This is a genomic window from Roseivirga ehrenbergii (assembly GCF_001593005.1).
Classification (GTDB): domain Bacteria; phylum Bacteroidota; class Bacteroidia; order Cytophagales; family Cyclobacteriaceae; genus Roseivirga; species Roseivirga ehrenbergii.
The window spans coordinates 390,437-407,626 of sequence record NZ_LQZQ01000045.1 but is presented as its reverse complement, the minus strand read 5'-3'; the positions used below and the strand labels follow the sequence as shown (position 1 = coordinate 407,626).

The following is a 17,190-nucleotide window of genomic DNA, read 5'->3' as shown; positions in this document are numbered from 1 at the left end:
TTATGGACAACAGAAAGTATTTACCCGCAATAGTCATCACCGTCATTGCGGTGATCATTCTATTTGCAATATCGAGCAGCGTTTTTTATACCATTCAAGCTAATGAAAGGGCCGTTCTCTTCAAAAAATTCTCAGGAGGTTTAGATAAAGACAATGTTATTACGCAAGGTTTCCATGTAAAAGCGCCTTGGAACGAACTAATCGTTTTCGATGTAGCAGAAACTCAAGTAGAGGAAACCATGGATGTACTCGATAAAAACGGTTTGAGTATTAAGGTTGATGTATCCGTTCGTTTTTACCCAAAGTTTGACCGTGTGGGGTATATCTACGAAAGCTTTAGAAAAAGCTATGTATCTACTTTAGTTACGCCAGAGGTGCGATCTACAGTACGTCAGGTAATGGGTAGGTACACAGCAGAAGAAATCTATTCTACAAAAAGACCAGAAGTAGAAGCCGCTATTAGAACAGAAACAGCCGAAGTATTAGGCAGTGAATCTAATAATATAGAAATGAGAGCGCTTTTGATTCGTTCAATAAATTTGCCCGATAAAATTAAGCAAGCTATTGAAAGCAAATTACAACAAGAGCAAGAAGCTTTGGCCTATCAGTTTCGTTTAGACAAAGAAAAGAGTGAAGCGGAAAGGAAAAGAATAGCCGCAGAAGGTGAATCAGCTGCCAACAAAATTATTAACAATAGTTTAACACCAAGTCTTTTAAAGATGCGTGGTATTGAAGCAACCTTGAAATTAGCCGAATCTCCTAACACAAAAGTGGTAGTAATTGGCCAAGGGAAGGATGGTTTACCACTTATTTTAGGCGGAAGTAATTAAAAATTCCCAAAGTCGTAAACAAGAGTTTCATTTAAGTGTTTTATACATTAAATTCGCTCGCCTAATAAAGCACCCCAAACTAGTAAACCACTTTATAGAATGTCAAGTACTGCTGAGATTAAAGTTGACGGTAAAACATTAGAACTACCATTAATTGAGGGCACCGAAAATGAAAAGGCCATCGATATTTCTTCTCTTAGAGGAGAAAGTGGCGTGATCACTATCGACCCAGGATTTAAAAATACAGGTTCAACCCAAAGTGCCATCACCTTCTTGGATGGTGAAAAAGGAATTTTACGTTATAGAGGTTATTCAATTGAAGAGTTAGCCGAGAAGTCTACCTTCCTTGAAGTATCATACCTTTTGATTTACGGAGAACTTCCTACACCAGATCAATACCAAGAGTTTACTAAGACCATCACCAATCATACATTGGTACACGAAGATATCAAGAAGATTCTTGAAGGATTTCCTTCAACTGCGCATCCAATGGGTGTACTTTCTTCTTTGGTTTGTGCTCAAACAGCCTTCTACCCTGCTTCGTTAGATCCTAACAGAGCCGCTCCAGAAGTAGACATGAGCATTATTCGTTTGCTAGCTAAAATGCCAACATTTGCAGCGTGGTCTTTCAAAAACCAAATTGGTCACCCAGTAAATTACCCAGACAATAGCCTAGACTACTGTAGCAACTTCCTTAAAATGATGTTTGCTACCCCAGCCGAAGCTTATGAGGTTGATCCAGTTGTGGCAAACGCATTAGATAAATTATTGATCTTACATGCCGACCATGAGCAAAACTGTTCTACTTCAACAGTAAGAATGGTAGGTTCATCACACGCAAGCTTATACGCTTCAATTTCAGGTGGAATCAATGCCCTTTGGGGACCGTTACATGGTGGTGCTAACCAAGCGGTAATTGAAATGCTTGAGAACATCAAAAAAGATGGCGGTGATACCAAAAAGTGGATGGCAAAAGCCAAAGACAAAAACGATCCATTCCGTTTAATGGGCTTTGGTCACAGGGTGTACAAGAACTTCGACCCAAGGGCCAGAATTATTAAAAAAGCAGCGGATGATGTTTTAGCCAAATTAGGTGTAAACGATCCTATTTTAGAAATTGCCAAAGGCCTAGAGGAAGAAGCTTTGAACGATTCTTACTTTGTGGAGAGAAAGCTTTATCCGAATGTGGATTTCTATTCAGGTATTATTTACCGTGCCTTGGGTATTCCTACCGACATGTTTACCGTAATGTTTGCTATGGGTAGACTTCCTGGCTGGATTGCACAATGGAAAGAAATGCGTGAAAACAAGGAGCCAATCGGAAGACCAAGACAAGTATATACTGGTTATAACGAAAGGGCTTACGCACCAATCGATAAAAGATAATTGAGTTTTGACTCAGTATTTTAAAAGGAGCTTATCTGACGATAAGCTCCTTTTTTGTGCTTCTAAGATCAAAAAAGAAGAATACCAACTCAGAACATACATTTGCCTTAAACAATATATAGCCGTTTATAGTTTTGATATTTAATTGATTTACAGTATATTATACTTTACATTCACACATACTCAAAATCTATAAATCGAAACTATATGAATTTTCAAGGAGTAAAAGCACCAGAAGTACCTAAAGGCGTTCAGCAGTATCGCCCGGTTACGGATTACATGACCCATGAGGTTATTTCATTCACCCCAGATCAAAGCATTGCAGATGCCATGGATGTTTTTTTAGAAAAACACATCTCAGGTGCTCCAGTTATAGATGAGAAGGGAAAAATAATCGGAATACTTTCAGAAATTGATTGTATGAGAATCATGGTAGATGAAGCTTACCACAACCTTCACCATGGAAAAATAACAGTAGCGGAGTACATGAGTAACAATGTTGCCACAATTTCTGTAGATATGGACGTACTTGATTGCGCTCAAAAGTTTCTGAGAACCCACTACAGAAGATTTCCTGTAGTAGATGTAAACGGAAGGTTAAAAGGGCAAGTAAGTAGAAGAGACATACTACAAGCTACAAGAGATTTAAAAACTTCGTCATGGTAACAATAGAGTCAGTACAATAAGAAAGCAGCGCCAACTCGCTGCTTTTTTTATGTCCATTTCAATACTACCTTCCCCAAGAAAGTGTGAAAAAAATACACACTATTGAGTTTACTAAGCACCTCTAAGTATTCAGAAACCACATTCCGTTACAGAATCAAGAGATTGAATGTATTTATGATTTTGGTTTAAAAGTTGAATAGGTGCAACTGAAAAGTATTTGACAATACTTACCACAAAGCCATCAACTTATGAGTCCTTTGGAAAACTGCCCTCACAATATTCAATACATATCTGATGAATGTAATGGCTTCAAGCGCATACCGAAAGGTGACAAGTTTATTTACAAAACAAAAAATGGCAAGGTAGTAAAGAAGAAATCTTTATTGAAGAGATTTGAAAGCCTAGTAATTCCTCCCATGTGGACAGAAGTATGGATTTGTGAGCACGAATTTGGCCATTTACAAGCCACTGGATATGACCAAAAACTTCGAAAGCAATACATTTACCATCCGCTTTGGATTGATTTTAGACAAAAACAGAAATACGCTAAGCTTTTCAAATTTGGTCAAATATTACCTGTAATCAGACGACAAGCCATACAGGACGTTCAACTAAAGGGTTGGCCAAAAAAGAAGATATTGGCTGTTTTGGTATCGCTGTTAGATCAACACTACATTAGAATTGGCAATCAAGTCTATAGAAAAGAAAACGAAACCTATGGACTAACGACCCTAAGGAGAAAGCACCTTGAAGATGAGGGTTCGAAACTGAAATTAAGCTATAAAGCTAAGAGTGGTAAATACAGAAACATCACCATTAAAAACCAAAAACTCGCCAACCTAATTCGCAAGAGCTCTGAACTACCCGGTTATGAAGTGTTTAGATATATTGATGAACATGGGAAAAGCCAGAAGCTAGACTCGAACGATGTCAATGAATACCTTTACGATATTACCGGAAACCGCTTTACAGCAAAGGATTTCAGAACATGGGGTGGCACAGTAGTCGCCATTGATTCTTACCCGTCTGCCTTGAAAGCAGTTGAAGAAAACACAAGACTTAATCTTGAGACCACAATAGTAAAAAAGGTAGCCAAAGTACTTGGCAACACCATTGCCACATGTCGTGAATATTATATTCACCCTAAAGTTTTAAACATTTTAACTCAAGGAGAACTAGCACAATATGAACAGAAGAAGCCACCAAAGGTTAAGTATCAAAAAGAACTAAGAAAAAACGAGTTATTGGCACTCTCTATGATCCACCACAAATGAAACTAACCAAAAACTTACTCTATAAAACCTACAGGTCAATTATAGGAAGTATTGCTTTTTACCCCACACTAATAGCTGTAGGCTTTCTCCTATTCTCAATCATTATCATGCTTATTGAGTATGAGCCATTTATGATGGACTTAAAAAAAGATCTGTCGTTCGTTCTCGTAAAAAGTAAGGAAGATGCCAGGTTAGTACTAGGCACCTTAGTGGGTAGTATTATTTCATTAATGGTGTTCAGCTTTTCTATGGTAATGATCGTATTAAACAGGGCTTCCTCTACCCTATCTCCGCGGGTTATTCCTGGTTTAATTACAGACAAATCTAACCAAGTGGTCCTTGGATTTTATCTAGGTAGCATTATCTACAGCCTCATTCTTATTGTAAATGTACAGTCTGATGAAACCGTGAACACCCCTGATTTCGGCATACTCCTATCAATGATTTTTGGCATCACGTGCTTGGCCTTTTTTATGTACTTCATCCACACCATTAGTCAGAGCATTCAGGTAGACAACATTTTAAACAGTATTTTCTCCAGAACAAAAAATGAAATGGAAAGATTGGCTTTGGAGGATTCTGAAGTACAGCAAGAACAAAATACAGAACAATGGTATCCTTTAAATACTTCTAAAGCGGGTTATTTTAAAAAAGTAAAAGTGACCGAACTGGTTAAACTTTGCGAGCGCCATCAAATTAAAATTCAAATGCTCCAACCGGTAGGCTTTTTCTTTGTCGAAAACTCCCCTCTATTATGCATCGACAAGGAAATAGACGATGAACTAAAAGATGAAATCGAAAATTGCTTCATTTTATACCCTCAAGAATGGGTAAGCGACCATTACGTTTTCGGTTTCAAGCAAATTTCAGAGATAGCCGTGAAAGCCCTTAGCCCTGGAATTAACGACCCTGGAACCGCCATCAAATCAATACATCTGCTCACGCTATTATACATTAAAAAAATACAGATGAAAGAAAAGTATATTATCCAAGATAGCGAGAATGTAAACAGACTTTTCTTCAAACAAATTGTTTTTGAGCAGCTCTATGACGACCATATTACTCAAATCAGAATTTATGGAAAAACAGATACTTTAGTAATACTTGCTTTGCTCCAGGGACTATTAAACATGTTTAAAGCAGATAAAAATAAAAGCCATTACCTCAACATCATCCGTTATTTCAAATCAATGGTAGAAATGTGTCACAAAAACTTTGAAAATGAGTTAGATATATCTTTGGTGAATAAAGTGATTGAAGAGTTTAATGAACTTAAACCTACTTCTCCCATTGCAAAATTGAGTGCTTAAGTGAAATCAAAGCACATCATTCCATTCTTGATGACGCTTTAATGTAGCCTTTGCAAAAGGGCAGAGTGGTATGATTTTGATTTTGTTGCTACGTGCATACTCCACAGAACGTTCAACTAGCTTTGCCCCCATGCCCGTGCCTCTAAGCGCATCGCTTACTTCCGTATGGTCAATAATTATTTTGTCGGAACCCGCTTTTGAGAAAGTCATTTCAGCTAAACGCTCTCCATCCTTTTCTACGTAAAAGCTACCTCTATTATCTGTTTCGTGCACTTGTATAACTGCATCCATGATTCCACATTAAGTTTGCTCTACCAAGTTAGTCAACAGTAAGACAAATCATAAATGTCGCTTCAGATAAACACAAAAATAAACCCATGCAAATACGTTACATGGGTTCTATTCTTTTAGGTTGAGGGTATGGAAAATAACTGAGCCTCTTCAATTACCTTCCAATACAAAGGAGTTGGTTTTGGGGTTGAATACACTGCGTTAAATACTTAAATTAATTTACTAAGTGTTTTACCTATTCAGATAAATCCTGATAACAACAAAGACACATCTTTTTATGGCTGAATGAAGGTGAACCCACCCTTCTTCAAAATAAATTCGCATTACATAAATATTTATTTCACTCAAGGCCAAACAGTTGAAGATATTTCGAAAAATTAGTTCGTTTTTTTAGCTTCTGATGTTTGTAAATCAAGAACAGTATACTACTTTTGCATCACCTTAAACGAAAGGGATTACAAAACAAAGATATTGGAGCGGTAGTTCAGCTGGTTAGAATGCCTGCCTGTCACGCAGGAGGTCGCGGGTTCGAGTCCCGTCCGTTCCGCAAAAAGCCTTAGAGAAATCTAAGGCTTTTTTTGTTTCTTGCCTTTCACCCTCGCCTTTCAAACTCTATATTTGCGCTCCGAATTCAAAATATACCTATGAGCGAACTCATCAAAGAACTACAATGGAGAGGCATGATCCACGACATTATGCCTGGAACAGAAGAACAACTAGATAAAGAGCAAACCACAGGTTATGTTGGCTTCGACCCTACTGCCGATTCCCTACACATTGGCAACTTAGTACCTGTAATGCTTTTGGTTCACCTTCAAAAGGCCGGTCACAAGCCTATCGCCTTAGTGGGTGGTGCTACTGGTATGGTAGGCGATCCATCGGGGAAATCGTCTGAAAGACCAATGCTTTCGGAAGAACTTTTAAACCATAACCTGGAATCTCAGAAAAAGCAACTTCGTAAGTTCTTAGATTTTGATTGTGGTGAAAACTCAGCACAAATCGTAAACAATTACGATTGGTTCAAAAATTTCAGCTTCCTTGATTTTATCAGAGAAGTGGGCAAGCACATCACTGTGAATTACATGATGGCCAAAGATTCTGTAAAAAACAGGCTGGAAAGCGGCATGTCATTCACTGAATTTACTTACCAATTGGTTCAAGGCTATGATTTCCTTCACTTGAATCAAAACTACAATTGCAAATTGCAAATGGGTGGTTCCGATCAGTGGGGAAACATTGTTACGGGTACGGAATTAATTAGAAGGAAAATACAAGGCGAGGCTTTTGCTATGACAGCTCCGCTGATTAGAAAAGCAGACGGATCTAAATTTGGCAAATCAGAAGGCGGAAACGTTTGGTTAGATCCTAAGAAAACTTCCCCTTACAAGTTCTACCAGTTTTGGTTAAATACTTCTGATGAAGATGCATCAAACTTCATTCGTGTGTTCACCCTTCTTCCAAAAGAAAAGATTGAAGCTTTGGAAGCTGAGCACAATGAGGCACCTCATTTGAGAGTCTTACAAAAAGCTTTAGCGGAAGATATTACCGTGAGAGTACACTCTGAAGAAGATTTAAAGACGGCTATTAAAGCGTCAAACATTCTTTTCGGAAAGTCTACTACCGAAGATCTTGAGTCTTTAGATGAAGACACTTTACTTTCAGTATTCGAAGGCGTTCCTCAAGTGCAAGTTTCGAAAACCGACTTAGATGAAACAGAGAATGCCATTGATTTGCTTTCTGTGGTTACTCAAGAGGTGATCTTTAAATCTAAAGGTGAAGCCCGCAGAATGCTTCAAGATGGCGGAGTGAGCATTAACAAAGAGAAAATTGAAGACATGAATGCCAAACCGGCCATTCGTTTACTTCAAGACAAATACTTTTTGGTTCAGAAAGGGAAAAAGAATTACTACTTGATTTCAATTACCGAATAGGGTAAATTGAGCTAAATAATTCAAAAAGAAAGCGTTAAGAAATTGATTTTTTTTAGCGCTTTCTCTCATTTTACGCAGATCAATTCAATACAGCACCTCAAACTGCAAAGCAGTTTCTTCAATATGGAAGATAGTTACAGACATAAGGGAATGCGAAGACAACTTGTTAAAGTGGTTCGCTCTAAGGGCATTAAAGACGAACGTGTTTTAGACGCCATTGGTAAAATACCGCGCCACTTTTTCTTTGAGAATGCCTTGGTAGAACATGCTTATCAGGATAAAGCTTTTCCCATTGGCGCTGGCCAAACTATTTCTCAACCTTACACTGTAGCCTTTCAAACTGAATTACTCAATGTAAAACCGGGCGATAAGGTTTTAGAAATAGGAACAGGCTCGGGTTATCAGTCCATAGTACTTTTAGAGCTGGGTGCCGAAGTATATACTATAGAATATCAAAAAGAACTTTACGAACGTACACGATTTGCCCTACCCGAAATGGGCTACAAGGCAAATTTCTTCTTTGGAGATGGCTCATTAGGTTTGCCAAGGTTCGCTCCTTACGATAAAATAATTGTTACTGCTGGCGCTCCTACCGTTCCCGATGCACTTATAGATCAACTCAAAGTAAACGGCTGTTTGGTTATACCTGTTGGAAATGCCAAAACCCAGCAAATGCTCAGACTTACCAGGCTTGAAGGCAATAAGCTTCGAAAAGAAGTTTTCCACGATTTCAAATTTGTACCCCTTCTGGGCGATGATGGTTGGAAAAAATAAACATGTAATTATTTACATATATTCATTTATATACTTTTAACTATTTAAATATATAGGTTTATCAGTTTATAAAATTCAAATTCCCTTCCGTTCTTTCAACTAACCGTATTAGCTTTGCAACACAAAAGACAGTTATGCCAGTAAAGAAAAAAACTACCAAAGATTCACGTGTAACCATGACGGAGTTGGTACTTCCTAACGACACCAACACACTTAACAACCTTATGGGAGGCAAACTGATGCATTGGATGGACATTAATACCGCAATTGCAGCACAAAAGCATTCAAACCGTATAGTTGTAACTGCTTCTGCCGATAATATTTCCTTCGGGAAACCTATTGCTTTAGGTGATGTAGTAACGCTTACCGCCAATGTAACTCGTTCATTTAACTCTTCTATGGAAGTATATTGCGAGGTTTGGGCTGAAAACATTCCTTCTGGACGAAAATTCAAAAGTAATAGTGCCTATTTCACCTTTGTGGCGGTAGACCAAAGCGGAAGACCAATTGATGTTCCAGAACTAGTACCTGAAACTCCCGAAGAACAAGAACAGTACGATGGAGCTTTGAGAAGAAGACAGTTACGATTGGTTTTAGCGAAAAGAATGAAACCAGATGAGGCTACTGAATTAAAGAGTCTTTTCTTCGAATCTTAGTCTGAATTTTACATTACAATTGTTAGATTTAGCAAAACAACCCATTGGCGCTATGGCTGAGGATAACTCATTTCTTTCTCATTTTATTACTGAAGAAATTTATCTCATCAAGGATGATCTTGTGTCAACCTCAACCCAAGAGCCATTGGTTGAAAGCGTAGCGGAAACTAGTACCGAACCAGTCAGCCCTTCACTTCCAAAACAGCCAGTTTTGGAAGACGATAAACCGGTTTATATCAAACCCCTCCCTACTGAAGGGAACAACCTCAAGCATTGTATTATCTTTTTCGAAGCTGATCAACCTCAATTGGAAGTTGAGAAAAAGGCCTTTCTTCTTAAAGTTATGGCCTCGGTAAAACGAAGTTTAGACGATGTGCTTTTGGTGAATGTAAAAGAAGCTTCTGCTGAACAGATTGAAGCAGTATTGAATGAGTTTAATCACCGTCATGTCTTAGTTTTCAATTCTAAAAAACTAGACAGTTATAACAACAACCCTCTTTACGAAGTCAAAGAAGACCGTAAGAAGTTCTATATGAAAGCGGACGACCTTGGCGAAATAGAAGCAACAGTAGCTTTGAAAAAAGCCCTTTGGGCTGGTTTGCAGAAGATGTTCTTATAATGAATTTCAATTTAAAGCGGCTTGATCACCTCGCTTTCTGGATTAGCCTTTCAGGAATAGTGGTTTTTATTGCCGACTTTGGCTACACTCAATCAGACCTCTCTCAAAGCATCATCAATGGTTATTATTTTGTTGTTCTGGGTATTGGGCTCACTTCTACCGTATTTCGGTATTTAGAGAAGAAAAATCAGAAAAAGACTAAGGTACTCGTTTTCGACATCCTTAGTATTCTCATCACCATTACTGTTCTCTATCTTCATTTAATCCATGGGGCAAACCACCAACTTCACCCCATACTATTCAACGACAACCTGATAAAGTCTGCCGTAATCTTGACCTTTATTAGGGAATTTTCAGAGCTAAGGCTTATTTACAAACGTACAATACTGAACCCCGCTCAACTTTTTATCATCAGTTTTTTAGTCATCATTCTACTCGGTACGGTGCTTCTAATGCTTCCACGGGCTACATATGACGGAATTTCGTTTATTGACGCATTCTTTACTTCTACCAGCGCTGTCTGCGTAACTGGGCTTATTGTGGTAGACACCGGAAGCTATTTTACAGAATTCGGGCAAATTATTATCATATGCCTAATTCAGATTGGTGGTTTGGGAATTTTGACTTTTGCTAGCTACTTCAGCTATTTCTTTAAAGGCGGTGCTACTTATGAAAACCAATTGGCATTGGGCGACATGAGTAATTCAAAAAAACTCAGCGAAGTCTTCTCTACCTTAAAATATGTACTCATAATCACCTTTGGCATCGAAATGATGTCAGCCACAATGATATACTTTAGTTTGGACGCCAGCACTTTTGCGTCTCAATACGATCAAATATTTTTTGCTGTATTTCATTCTATTTCTGCCTTCTGTAACGCAGGTTTTTCAACCCTCAGCAATGGCATTTATGATGTCGATTTTAAATTCAATTACTTCTTACAAATTGTCTTGATTTCAACTTTCTTTTTGGGTGCACTAGGCTTTCCTATTGTGGTCAACATTCTGAATTATCTGAAATATCGTTTGTCGCAGGTGTTTACCTTTTCAAGTCGATTAAAGAATTATAAGCCTTGGGTACTGAACCTAAACAGCAGGATTAACCTAATCACCACCATCTCATTGACGGCCTTTGGTTTTGTATTGTTCTTTATTCTAGAATACAATAATACAATGGCAGAACACAGCTTTTTCGGTAAGATAGTGACGGCCCTATTTGGCGCGGCCACACCAAGAACTGCCGGCTTTAACTCAGTAGATATGGCAGCGCTAAGCTTCCCTACTTTAGTAATAACATTACTTTTAATGTGGATTGGGGCATCACCTTCTTCTACCGGTGGAGGAATTAAAACCAGCACATTTGCCATTGCCATCCTTAACATTCTGAGTATTGCCAGGGGAAAAACGAAAATTGAAGTGTTTAGAAGAGAAATAGCTGACATATCAGTCAGAAGATCTTATGCGATTATATCACTTTCCCTTTTGGTGATTGGGTTTGGTGTAATGGTTATTTCAATATTCGACAATGACAAAAGCCTAATGCAAATTGCTTTTGAGTGCTTTTCAGCTTACAGTACCGTAGGCTTGAGTTTGGGCATTACTGGCGATTTAAGCAGTATGAGCAAAATCATGCTCATTGTTATCATGTTTGTAGGTAGGGTAAGCATGTTATCCATTATGATTGCCATTTTAGATAAAGTAAAACACAAGAGTTACAGGTATCCTACCGAAGAAATTACAATCAATTAAAATCTGAAACCATGAAATACATCATAGTTGGATTAGGAAATTTTGGAGCATCGTTGGCCGAAAAGCTAACCGCTCAAGGGAATGAAGTCATTGGGATTGATACTTCCATGTCTAAGGTTGATTCATTCAAAGAGAGGATCTCCCATACCATTTGTATGGATGCTACGGATGAATTTACCGTATCGGGATTACCGCTTAAAGACACGGATATCGTAATTATTGCGATTGGAGAAGATCAAGGCTCAAACGTGATGGTTACTGCCTTGTTTAAGAATTTAGAAGTAAAACGATTGATTAGCCGTGCCATTAATCCATTACACGAGAAGGTACTCAAAGCCTTAGGTGTAGATGAAATTGTTCACCCCGAACAAGAAACAGCCGAACGCTGGGCCAAAAAGCTTTGTATGAAAAATGTAGTAGACTCATACGAATTAGGCGAAGACTATAGTATTATAGAAGCCAATGTACCTGAAGAACACATTGGTCAAACAATTCAAGAAGTGCGTTTTAGAGAGAATTTCGATTTACTGGTGCTTACAACCATTAAACCAACGGAGGTGAAGAGTGTTCTTGGCAAAAGCAAAATAGAGCAAAGAGTACAAGGCGTAGCTTCAGCCAACTTAGTTTTAGAGAAAGACGATATTTTAGTTTTGTATGGGGCAAATAAAGACTTGCGTAGGTTCTTAAAAGAGAAAATTAGTTAGAATTCGCCTCATTGAAATTAAGGATGCGCGGAAACCCACACTTCGCCATCTTCAAAAAACTCCTTTTTCCAAATGGGTACCGTTTCTTTTAGAGTATCAATACAATATTCACAGGCCTGAAAAGCGGCTTTTCGATGCGGAGCTGCCACCACAATCACCACGGCCTCCTCTCCAACTTTCACCAATCCTGTGCGGTGATGAATGAGAACCTCCTCTACCTGAAACTCAATTTTTGCTTGATCGGCAATCTTCTGCATTTCCTTCAAAGCCATTTTCTCATAAGCTTCAAATTCAAGTTTGAGTACTCGTTTGCCTTTAGTTTGATTGCGTACCGTACCCACAAAACTGACAATCCCCCCACACTCAGGATAAGAAACAGCCGCTAAGCAAGCTTGAGGATCGAGTTTTTCAGAAGTAATATGAATCAGTGTTTTCATCCGCCACTTACAGGTGGAATTAGCACCACCTCATCATTTTCTTTAATCAAATAATCATCATTCACGTAATCGGCATTGACGGCCAATTGCAGAGAAGCAAGCCCTTGGAACGCAGGATAGAGATCAACCAAAGCTTGGCGCACATCGGCCACAGAACTCTGTTCTTTCATTTCCAGCGTCACCTGATTACCGTTCAGAATATCCTTTGCTATGCCAAAAGCAATCACTTCAATTTTCATCTTATCTCTTTTCAAACAAGGTACTTCAATAATAACCGTCCGCCAGCAAATAATACTAATAATGCAGTGAGCATTTTCACCTTTTTCTGAGAAAGCTTAAAAACAGAAAGCCTGGAACCCAATTGCCCTCCTACCAAAACACTAAGCCCCAAGTACAAAATCATTTCAAAGTCGAAGGCCAAATTGTTCTGACTAAGTTGACCCGCCAAACCAGAGGCAGAATTAATCAGAATGAAAAAGCTAGCAGTACCGGCAATGGTTTTGGCCTTGTCCCAATGCATAATGTGCAGCAAAGGCGAAAGGAAAATTCCGCCTCCAATCCCAACGGAACCCGCCAACAAACCAATGCCTCCACCAATGGCTCCATTGACGATTGGCCTGTCCTTCTTTTCTTTTGATGCTTTCTCTACACTCACCTTTCTCAAGTAATCTTCCAGCAACATAATAATTCCAGCAATGACCAAGGTGGAACCCAAAAGAATAAAGAACACATTTTCTTTAAAGGGAATTCTGGCGCCAAGAAATGCTAAGGGAACACTTACGAAAACCAGTGGTAAAGTCTTCTTCCACTTGATATGTCCTTGCTTCGCGAAGAGGTAGGTGCCGCCACTTACTACAATAAAATTACAAACCAAAGCAATAGTGCGCAGCAATCTATACTCAAAGCTATAAAGCGATAGAATGGCCAAGTAACTCGAGCCACCACCAAAGCCTACAGAGGAATACAGAAAAGCAATTGCGAAAAAGAAGAAGATCAATTCGTAGTCCATTAATCAATAGATTTCCATGCTATGATCAATCTCCTTTTGCCAAGCCAATATTCCACCTTTCAGGTTCTTCAATTTTGAAAAACCTTCCTTTTTAAGGAATTCAAGAGCTTTTTGACTGCGTTGGCCGCTTTTGCAGTGAATGACTATTGTTTCATTTTGAGACAACCGCTCTAACTCAAGCCCAAGCTCAAACAATGGAATATTCAGTCCGTTAAGGTTAGAAATGGCATATTCATAAGGTTCACGGACATCAAGAATAAAAGGAGTCTTTCCCGACTTAATCATCTGATATAACTCCTGAACTGTGATTTCATCGGCTTCGTTTTCAACTTCACTCAGGCCGCAAAAGGCTTCATAATCTATCAATTGAGTAATTGTAGGATGGTCGCCAGAAACAGGGTTGTCTGGATTAGATTTAACATTTAAAAAACGAGCAGTAAAATACTGGCTATCAAACAGAAACAACCTTCCATCTAATCGAATTCCTAGCCCTGCTAAAAGCTTAATGGCTTCATTGGCCTGCATGGCGCCTATGATGCCAGTGAGCGCGCCAAATACACCTCCTTCATTACAGCTGGGCACCATTTCGGGTGGTGGCGGTGTAGGGAAAAGGTCTCGGTAATTTGGCCCTCGGCTACCATCTTTTCTTAGGGCATTGAAAACACTGACTTGGCCTTCGTACCGAAAGACTGCGGCATACACCAAGGGTTTACCCAGCAGCACACAGGCATCGTTGACCAAATATCGTGTAGGCAGGTTGTCGCTACCGTCTACCACTAAGTCAAAATCTCCAATGATCTCTAACGCATTTTCAGCATCCAATCGCGTTTCGAAATAATCAACTAACACGTTGGGGTTCAATTCTTGAATCACATTGACAGCCGATTTCCCTTTCGATTCGCCTGCTTGGTTAGTCTTGTACATCACCTGACGCTGCAAATTTGAAAGACTAATCTCATCAAATTCCACCAATCCAATTCGCCCCACTCCTGCTGCTGCCAAATAACTAAGGTTAGGAATGCCCAAGCCACCTGCGCCAATCACCAAGACACTGGAGGACTTAAGTTTCTCTTGTCCTTCAATACCAAAGTCAGGCAGAATGATTTGCCTGTTATAGCGTATGAGCTCTTCTTTATTCAGCATTCGTAAACTTATCTAAATCGGTTTGGGTATCAATATCTAAGGTAAAACGAAGGTTGTTGGTTTCAAAGAAGTCTACCTTTTCTGTATTTCGTTTGACCACTTGGTTACACCCATTGGAATCGGTATGCGCTAGAATTTCCTTTTGATAGTCGCTGGCAAAAAATACGGGGTTCCCTTTCTGACCATTGTACAGCGGAACAAGAATATTCTTCCCATTCTCTTCCCTAAAACGATGCATCAACTGGCTATAATCTGCCACAGTTAAAAAGGGCATATCCGCCAAGCAAATTACATATACATCGCGTGTTGCTTCAGCAATTCCGGTTTGTATGGAAGAAGTCATTCCTTGCTCAAAACTGGCATTCTTTACAATTCTAAGCCTATCATCTTTTGGAATCAGACTTTCGATCCTCTCTGCTTCCTTTCCTAAAACCACAATGATTTCTGAAAAATCTGCTTCTATAATGGACTTTAAACTTCGTTCAAAAATGGTTTTTCCCTCAATAGGCATTAGAAGTTTATGACCTCCTTCCATTCTCGAAGAAAGCCCTGCTGCTAAGACTATGGCTGAAAAATTTGTCATTCTATTTCAATGATAAGGTATTCTAAGATAGTAGCCTAAATGTCACCAATTTTCAGTCTGAACTAAATTTCAGTTTCCAAATCTTGATTCTTTTAAGCAAAGGGTAAATTGACGTAATTCATATTGACAATTTCACCAAATTTATAGTTCTATGAAATTTGCACCACTTTTACTTACTCTTCTTTTGATTTCAAGCTGCGGTACACAAAAGCGAAAAATTGAAGATAATTCCATTTATGAGCCCAAGGGAGAAATTGCATTTACTAGCAACCGAAATGGCAACAATGACATTTACATTATGAATGTAGATGGAAGTAATATTAGAAATATCACCAATAACCCCGCATTAGAGTATGGAGCCTCATGGTCGCATGATAACAAACAGATTGCAGCATACTCAAACCGAAGTGGGAATACAGAGGTTTTCCTTTTTAGTACTGATGGACTTAAAATAACACAGCTAACCAACCACCCAGAACAAGATGTGCTTCCTAATTTTTCTCCCAATGGGGAACAAATTGTATTTATGAGTAACCGAAATGGAAAAAGCCGAAGTGTATATCTAATGAACTCAGATGGCTCAAACGTGACTTTTTTAACAGACAACGATTTGTATGAAGAAAGTCCTTCTTGGTCTCCCGATGGAAAGCAAATTTTATTTACTCGACAGATCAGGGATGTGTCGGATACTAGCCATTCTGCTGATGGAGAGATTTTCATCATGAATAAAGACGGTTCTAACCCGAAAAGACCTACAAATAAGAAAGGTTATGATTCAGGTTCTATATTCTCACCAGATGGAAAGCAAATTGCTTTCTATGGCGCTTCCAACGAAACTTGGGACATTTTTCTAATGAACCCTGATGGAAGCAATATTAAGAATCTAACAGATGATACAATAGAGTGTTACTCTCCTGCTTGGTCGCCTGATGGCAAGTGGATAGTGTATACTGCTGGAAGTAAGAATGTTTATAATCTCTACATCATTCATGTTGAGAGCGGTGAAAAGAGGCAACTGACAAATAATGAGTTTCGAAACGAAGCACCCTCATGGTCTAATAAGTAGAACTTACAACTATTGTAACCATTAATGAATAATTAAAATAAAACCATCCATTCAATACTCCGTAACGATTATAACACATTTACGGTAACACAGCACACATTGGAAAATTTCAGCCCAGAACAGCTCTTCGAAATAGAGAATCAATTAAGTTGTCCAAACGGGCAATTTGGAATAGATATAGGTCAAAATATGCATTCCACTAATCTGGGAATGATCACCTCATCCATCCATGCTTTGGCTATTGCCAACGGCAACAAGGTTCTCGAAATTGGACATGGAAACTGCCACCACCTACCCATAATTTTAGAACAAGCTGAAAACATTCAGTTCTATGGCCTAGAAATTTCGGAAACCATGAAAGCCGAAGCTGAGCTTAAGAATAAGGAGCACCTAAAGCCACAAAGGGTTGAATTTACACGCTATGATGGTATCAGTATTCCTTTTCCAGACAATTCCTTCGATAAGGTCATGACAGCGAATACCATTTACTTCTGGAAAAACTCACTTCAGTTCTTAGCAGAAATTTATAGGGTAATGAAACCCAATGGCACATTGGTTATCGCTTTTGCGCAAAAGGAATTTATGAAGAACCTTCCCTTTGTTAGGGAGAAATTCCAGCTCTACAACAATCAAGACCTTTCAGATCTAGTAAGTAAATCAAGCTTCAAGCTTATCAGTATTAATGACAAAACTGAAAAAGTGAAAGGTACAGCCAATGAGCTAATCAACCGAAATTATGCTGTTGCTGTGTTAGAGAAATGAG

General features: G+C 38.8%; 19 protein-coding genes and 1 tRNA gene. 14 read left to right on the top strand and 6 right to left on the bottom strand.

Annotated features, from left to right (window positions below; genetic code table 11):
• The first annotated feature begins 2 nt into the window (after positions 1–2).
• From MB14_RS12060 to MB14_RS12040, 5 genes are all read left to right on the top strand, one after another.
• Positions 3–830: a prohibitin family protein gene (locus MB14_RS12060; RefSeq protein WP_053224144.1), complete on the top strand. Its 828-nt coding sequence runs from the start codon at positions 3–5 to the stop codon at positions 828–830.
• A gap of 99 nt (positions 831–929) precedes the next feature.
• Positions 930–2,216 carry a citrate synthase gene (locus tag MB14_RS12055; protein ID WP_062591898.1) on the top strand — a complete coding sequence of 429 codons (1,287 nt, stop codon included), beginning with the start codon at positions 930–932 and terminating at the stop codon, positions 2,214–2,216.
• A 207-nt stretch (positions 2,217–2,423) separates the two neighbouring features.
• Complete coding sequence (locus MB14_RS12050; RefSeq protein WP_062591895.1) at positions 2,424–2,882, top strand: CBS domain-containing protein; 459 nt, start codon at positions 2,424–2,426, stop codon at positions 2,880–2,882.
• Between the two features lie 248 nt (positions 2,883–3,130).
• The gene (locus MB14_RS12045; RefSeq protein WP_062591893.1) at positions 3,131–4,156 is read left to right on the top strand and encodes a DNA topoisomerase IB; all 1,026 of its coding nucleotides are present in this window, start codon (positions 3,131–3,133) and stop codon (positions 4,154–4,156) included.
• A complete protein-coding gene (locus MB14_RS12040) occupies positions 4,153–5,466 on the top strand; it encodes a DUF2254 domain-containing protein (protein WP_062591891.1) in 1,314 nt (437 codons plus the stop codon). The genes MB14_RS12045 and MB14_RS12040 overlap by 4 nt, the downstream gene beginning before the upstream one ends.
• Before the next feature lie 6 nt (positions 5,467–5,472).
• On the opposite strand, the gene MB14_RS12035 is transcribed toward MB14_RS12040, so the two are convergent.
• Positions 5,473–5,757, bottom strand: a complete 285-nt coding sequence (locus MB14_RS12035; protein ID WP_062591889.1) for a GNAT family N-acetyltransferase — start codon at positions 5,755–5,757, stop codon at positions 5,473–5,475.
• Positions 5,758–6,230: 473 nt separating this feature from the next.
• On the opposite strand from MB14_RS12035, the gene MB14_RS12030 reads away from it, so the two are divergent.
• The 7 genes from MB14_RS12030 to MB14_RS12000 all read left to right on the top strand — a co-directional run bounded on the left by MB14_RS12030 (position 6,231) and on the right by MB14_RS12000 (position 12,189).
• A tRNA-Asp gene (locus MB14_RS12030) sits at positions 6,231–6,304 on the top strand.
• Between the two features lie 97 nt (positions 6,305–6,401).
• Positions 6,402–7,688 (top strand): tyrosine--tRNA ligase, encoded by a 1,287-nt coding sequence (tyrS, locus tag MB14_RS12025; protein ID WP_062591887.1) that lies wholly within the window; start codon positions 6,402–6,404, stop codon positions 7,686–7,688.
• Between the two features lie 123 nt (positions 7,689–7,811).
• A complete protein-coding gene (locus MB14_RS12020; RefSeq protein ID WP_062592741.1) occupies positions 7,812–8,462 on the top strand; it encodes a protein-L-isoaspartate(D-aspartate) O-methyltransferase in 651 nt (216 codons plus the stop codon).
• 134 nt (positions 8,463–8,596) lie between these two features.
• Positions 8,597–9,118 carry an acyl-CoA thioesterase gene (locus MB14_RS12015; protein ID WP_053224152.1) on the top strand — a complete coding sequence of 174 codons (522 nt, stop codon included), beginning with the start codon at positions 8,597–8,599 and terminating at the stop codon, positions 9,116–9,118.
• 52 nt (positions 9,119–9,170) lie between these two features.
• Entirely contained in the window at positions 9,171–9,737 is a 567-nt protein-coding gene (locus MB14_RS12010; RefSeq protein ID WP_165899463.1) for a hypothetical protein, read from the top strand.
• Positions 9,737–11,485 (top strand): TrkH family potassium uptake protein, encoded by a 1,749-nt coding sequence (locus MB14_RS12005; protein WP_062591883.1) that lies wholly within the window; start codon positions 9,737–9,739, stop codon positions 11,483–11,485. The genes MB14_RS12010 and MB14_RS12005 overlap by 1 nt, the downstream gene beginning before the upstream one ends.
• Before the next feature lie 11 nt (positions 11,486–11,496).
• On the top strand, positions 11,497–12,189 hold the full coding sequence (locus MB14_RS12000) for a potassium channel family protein (protein WP_062591881.1): 693 nt from the start codon (positions 11,497–11,499) through the stop codon (positions 12,187–12,189).
• 17 nt (positions 12,190–12,206) lie between these two features.
• On the opposite strand, the gene MB14_RS11995 is transcribed toward MB14_RS12000, so the two are convergent.
• Genes MB14_RS11995 through MB14_RS11975 form a run of 5 tightly spaced genes read right to left on the bottom strand, consistent with a single transcriptional unit; the run spans position 12,207 to position 15,361 of the window.
• Positions 12,207–12,626 carry a molybdenum cofactor biosynthesis protein MoaE gene (locus tag MB14_RS11995; protein WP_062591880.1) on the bottom strand — a complete coding sequence of 140 codons (420 nt, stop codon included), beginning with the start codon at positions 12,624–12,626 and terminating at the stop codon, positions 12,207–12,209.
• Positions 12,623–12,880, bottom strand: a complete 258-nt coding sequence (locus MB14_RS11990; protein ID WP_221405487.1) for a MoaD/ThiS family protein — start codon at positions 12,878–12,880, stop codon at positions 12,623–12,625. The genes MB14_RS11995 and MB14_RS11990 overlap by 4 nt, the downstream gene beginning before the upstream one ends.
• The gene (locus MB14_RS11985) at positions 12,877–13,635 is read right to left on the bottom strand and encodes a sulfite exporter TauE/SafE family protein (protein ID WP_062591875.1); all 759 of its coding nucleotides are present in this window, start codon (positions 13,633–13,635) and stop codon (positions 12,877–12,879) included. The genes MB14_RS11990 and MB14_RS11985 overlap by 4 nt, the downstream gene beginning before the upstream one ends.
• Before the next feature lie 3 nt (positions 13,636–13,638).
• The gene (gene moeB / locus MB14_RS11980) at positions 13,639–14,778 is read right to left on the bottom strand and encodes a molybdopterin-synthase adenylyltransferase MoeB (protein ID WP_084376057.1); all 1,140 of its coding nucleotides are present in this window, start codon (positions 14,776–14,778) and stop codon (positions 13,639–13,641) included.
• A complete protein-coding gene (locus MB14_RS11975) occupies positions 14,768–15,361 on the bottom strand; it encodes a nucleotidyltransferase family protein (protein ID WP_062591872.1) in 594 nt (197 codons plus the stop codon). The genes moeB and MB14_RS11975 overlap by 11 nt, the downstream gene beginning before the upstream one ends.
• 151 nt (positions 15,362–15,512) lie before the next feature.
• On the opposite strand from MB14_RS11975, the gene MB14_RS11970 reads away from it, so the two are divergent.
• Both MB14_RS11970 and MB14_RS11965 read left to right on the top strand, forming a co-directional pair.
• On the top strand, positions 15,513–16,427 hold the full coding sequence (locus MB14_RS11970) for a TolB family protein (protein WP_062591870.1): 915 nt from the start codon (positions 15,513–15,515) through the stop codon (positions 16,425–16,427).
• A gap of 189 nt (positions 16,428–16,616) precedes the next feature.
• Positions 16,617–17,189 (top strand): class I SAM-dependent methyltransferase, encoded by a 573-nt coding sequence (locus MB14_RS11965; protein ID WP_084376087.1) that lies wholly within the window; start codon positions 16,617–16,619, stop codon positions 17,187–17,189.
• The last annotated feature ends 1 nt before the right edge of the window (position 17,190 follow it).

Bases quoted from the DNA above. Each gene is read 5' to 3' on its own strand.
- MB14_RS12060 (WP_053224144.1), top strand. From the start codon at position 3: ATGGACAACAGAAAGTATTTACCCGCAATAGTCATCACCGTCATTGCG.
- MB14_RS12055 (WP_062591898.1), top strand. From the start codon at position 930: ATGTCAAGTACTGCTGAGATTAAAGTTGACGGTAAAACATTAGAACTA.
- MB14_RS12050 (WP_062591895.1), top strand. From the start codon at position 2,424: ATGAATTTTCAAGGAGTAAAAGCACCAGAAGTACCTAAAGGCGTTCAG.
- MB14_RS12045 (WP_062591893.1), top strand. From the start codon at position 3,131: ATGAGTCCTTTGGAAAACTGCCCTCACAATATTCAATACATATCTGAT.
- MB14_RS12040 (WP_062591891.1), top strand. From the start codon at position 4,153: ATGAAACTAACCAAAAACTTACTCTATAAAACCTACAGGTCAATTATA.
- MB14_RS12035 (WP_062591889.1), bottom strand. From the start codon at position 5,757: ATGGATGCAGTTATACAAGTGCACGAAACAGATAATAGAGGTAGCTTT.
- tyrS (WP_062591887.1), top strand. From the start codon at position 6,402: ATGAGCGAACTCATCAAAGAACTACAATGGAGAGGCATGATCCACGAC.
- MB14_RS12020 (WP_062592741.1), top strand. From the start codon at position 7,812: ATGGAAGATAGTTACAGACATAAGGGAATGCGAAGACAACTTGTTAAA.
- MB14_RS12015 (WP_053224152.1), top strand. From the start codon at position 8,597: ATGCCAGTAAAGAAAAAAACTACCAAAGATTCACGTGTAACCATGACG.
- MB14_RS12010 (WP_165899463.1), top strand. From the start codon at position 9,171: ATGGCTGAGGATAACTCATTTCTTTCTCATTTTATTACTGAAGAAATT.
- MB14_RS12005 (WP_062591883.1), top strand. From the start codon at position 9,737: ATGAATTTCAATTTAAAGCGGCTTGATCACCTCGCTTTCTGGATTAGC.
- MB14_RS12000 (WP_062591881.1), top strand. From the start codon at position 11,497: ATGAAATACATCATAGTTGGATTAGGAAATTTTGGAGCATCGTTGGCC.
- MB14_RS11995 (WP_062591880.1), bottom strand. From the start codon at position 12,626: ATGAAAACACTGATTCATATTACTTCTGAAAAACTCGATCCTCAAGCT.
- MB14_RS11985 (WP_062591875.1), bottom strand. From the start codon at position 13,635: ATGGACTACGAATTGATCTTCTTCTTTTTCGCAATTGCTTTTCTGTAT.
- moeB (WP_084376057.1), bottom strand. From the start codon at position 14,778: ATGCTGAATAAAGAAGAGCTCATACGCTATAACAGGCAAATCATTCTG.
- MB14_RS11975 (WP_062591872.1), bottom strand. From the start codon at position 15,361: ATGACAAATTTTTCAGCCATAGTCTTAGCAGCAGGGCTTTCTTCGAGA.
- MB14_RS11970 (WP_062591870.1), top strand. From the start codon at position 15,513: ATGAAATTTGCACCACTTTTACTTACTCTTCTTTTGATTTCAAGCTGC.
- MB14_RS11965 (WP_084376087.1), top strand. From the start codon at position 16,617: ATGCATTCCACTAATCTGGGAATGATCACCTCATCCATCCATGCTTTG.